General features: G+C 60.9%; 1 protein-coding gene. It reads left to right on the top strand.

Going from position 1 to position 3301, the window contains the following annotated elements:
- Positions 1-369: 369 nt before the first annotated feature.
- Positions 370-3301: calcium-binding protein (locus VE009_RS15080; RefSeq protein WP_414694868.1), on the top strand; the 2932-nt coding region annotated here is incomplete at its 3' end.

The raw sequence follows: 3301 nt of genomic DNA on the forward strand, positions 1-3301 counted from the left end.
GGGACGGGAGGAGGGCATCGGGTCTCGGGGGCTGGTGAGCTATCCAGGGAAGAAATAGCGGCTCCGGGGGCGGATGGCTATGGGGCGGCGCCAGACCCGACCCGGCTCACTGTCCCGCTACATTTCACCTCACCTGGGCCGTATCCAAGGCGCGATACTCGCCTTCCGTTTGGCGCCTAACCCAAGGGAATAACTGCGAAATCGTTGCATGATGGCCATCATGTGCGGCAACGCACCTTCGCTAAAGCTTTAAACGCTATATTCTTGCAACATAACGTTGGATCATTTACCAGGGCAGCCGAGCCGCGCCTGGCGTGATTCTGTTGCTGAACGAACCCGAAAAAATGCGGGTTCTGCGGGAGACGAAAAATGACCTTCAAATTCTGGAACACCGAAAGTGAAGTCGTCACTGGATCGGGGCTGGACCGCGAGACAGTCGCGTCTCTTCCGAACGGCGGCTATGTGGTGGCCTGGCGGAACAACGAAAAGATCTACTTCCAGATCTATGACGGCGCAGGCCGGAAGGCCTTTGCGACGCCGAAGCTCCTGGTCGAGGATACCCGGCTGCACAACATCGCCGACATCGAGGTCAACCCGGTCGACGGCACCTTTGCGATCGCGTGGAACTCCTCCGTACGTGGCGACGCGTCATCCTTCAGCTTCAGCACTCGGGTCTTCGACATCAAGGGCAATCCCATCACGCCTGCCAACCCGCCTCTCGTCTCCAACATCAGCATCCATAACGGGGATGCACCGGCGATGGCGCGAAACGGCAATGACGGCTACGTCACCGTGTTTCAAAGCGGGGCCAGCAGCGTCAAGCTTGTCGTCCAGAACAACCGCGGCGAAGCGGTCCAGGGAGGGGTATACGATGTCGTGCCGAACTTGGCTGGTGTCGACAACGTCGATGTGGCGGAGCTCGGCGGCGGCAAGTTCCTCGTGAGTTATGCGGCCGGTGGTACAGTTTACACCAAGCTCATCACCCTGGGCCAGCAGGTTCCAACAAACGGCACCCCTGTCGCTTCTGGCAGCGACGCCGAAGTGGTCGCCCTCAAGAACGCGCAAGGCGAGCTGACGGGCGCTTATTCCGTTACTTTCCGTAGCGGCGGGACCGTCCAGACGCATGTTTATAATGCCAGCGGCGTCTATCAAAACACATATACGATTGGCACACAGGTCCTGGCTCTGGACGACGCCTTTCAAACCGTCGCCCTGACCGGCGGCCGTATCGCGGTTCTCTATAATTCTGTCGTCGGTTCTCCGAGCTCGCCGACGGACAATGGCGACATCTTCCTGAAGATCATCGATCCGAGCAAGCAGCCCAGCGATCCCGCAAGCATCGTAACCTATCCGACGGCGATCAACGCCAGGGCTGCGGTTGACGGGTTCGGGCCGCAATATACGCCCACTCTCACCGAGATGAAGGATGGCCGCCTTGCACTCGCGTGGTACGATCCGTCCTTCCCGGGCGGCGCCGCCATCTCGAACGTGATCTTCGACCCTCGGATCGCTCCCGTCACTGTAGAAGGTTCGGTGTACGGGCAGACGATGGATCTAGGTCACGATGATTATTACGTTGGGACCGAGTACGACGGCGATATCCTTCGGGGTCTCATCGGCAACGACACGCTTCTGGGCGGCGACGGGAACGATCATCTCAACGGCGGTGTTGGCGCCGACAGCCTCATCGGCGGCAACGGCCAGGATACCGCCAGCTACTGGGATGCAGATGTGGGGGTCGGAGTCTACCTCTGGGATCTCTCGAAAAACACGGGCGATGCAAAGGGCGACACCTACACCACCATAGAGGTGATCGCGGGCTCGGAGGACGTCGCGACCGGCGACACCATCGAGGGCGCCAAGGTCGGCCCCGGCGGCAACGACATCTTCTACGGCGGCCTGGGCAACGATATTCTGAGAGGGTTCATCGGAAGCGACCTCCTACAGGGTGCCGACGGCAACGATATGCTTGATGGTGGTGACGGCATTGATACGCTCAATGGCGGCCATGGTGCGGATACCCTGTACGGTGGTCTTGGGGCGGACGAGTTTTACGGTAGTACTCCTAGCGATGATTACCGCGATGTCGTCACCTACGAATTCTCAACTGCTGGCGTCGGTGTCGTGGCCAGTCTCATGAATGCCTCCCAAAATACGGGTGAGGCCCTAGGAGACGACTACAACAACTCCATCGACGATCTCGTCGGAACCAAGTGGAATGACGTCCTCATCGGTTCGAACTTCATCAATGCTCAGGTCAACGACTGGGTTTCCTATTACAACAAGCTGTCCGGCGGCGATGGCGACGATACATTGGAGGGCGGGGAAGGCGGCGACACGCTGGACGGTGGAGCCGGCTTCAACTTCGCATCCTACAGTTTGGCCTCAAAGAATGTGGAAGCCTACCTTGATGCCAGCAAGAACAACACCAATGACGCAGCAGGAGACGTCTTCATTGCGATCAGGGGCCTGATCGGCTCCGGTGGTCACGACACGCTTCACGGCAGCAATGCGGACGGCGAGCTAGGTCACAACGATCTCCGCGGCGGCGGCGGCAACGATGTGTTGCATGGCCTGAACGGCCACGACACGCTGGATGGCGGAGCTGGGAATGACACGCTCAACGGCGGCCATGGCCACGATCTCGCCAGCTATGCGAGCTCTACGGTCGGAGTGAACGTCGCCCTGCCATCAGGCGGAAACGGCGCAGCTGGTGTTGACACCTTCGAGAGCATCGAGGGCCTGATCGGCTCGGCCACCGGTGGCGACGTTCTCACCGGCAACGGCGATGCCAACACGCTCAGCGGCCTCGGCGGCAATGACACTCTCATCGGCGGCAAGGGAGCGGATGTCCTGAACGGCGGAGCCGGCAGCGACACGGTCAGCTATGCCGCTGCCACAGGTGCCGTGACGGTCAACCTCGCTACCGGAAAAGGTGGCGGCAGCGATGCGGAGGGCGACACCTACTCCAGCATCGAAAACGCCGTCGGTTCCAACTTCAATGACGTCTTCGTCGGCAACGACGCGGTCAACACCTTCCAGGGCGGCCTCGGCGATGACACCTACCATGTCGGCGCCGGCGATGCCGTGGTCGAGGGTGCCGGTGGAGGAAACGACAAGGTTGTCACCAATGCGAGCTTCACCCTTGGGGCCGAGATCGAGGCTCTCGAAGCCACCGGCGTCGGGGCGGTGGCGCTCACCGGCAATGCGCTCAACAACACGATCACCGGCAACGCGGCCGGCAACTGGATCGACGGCGGCATGGGCGCCGACACGATGATGGGCGGAGCCGGCGACGACA

Source organism: Paenibacillus sp. (genome assembly GCF_035645195.1).
GTDB lineage: Bacteria > Bacillota > Bacilli > Paenibacillales > YIM-B00363 > Paenibacillus_AE.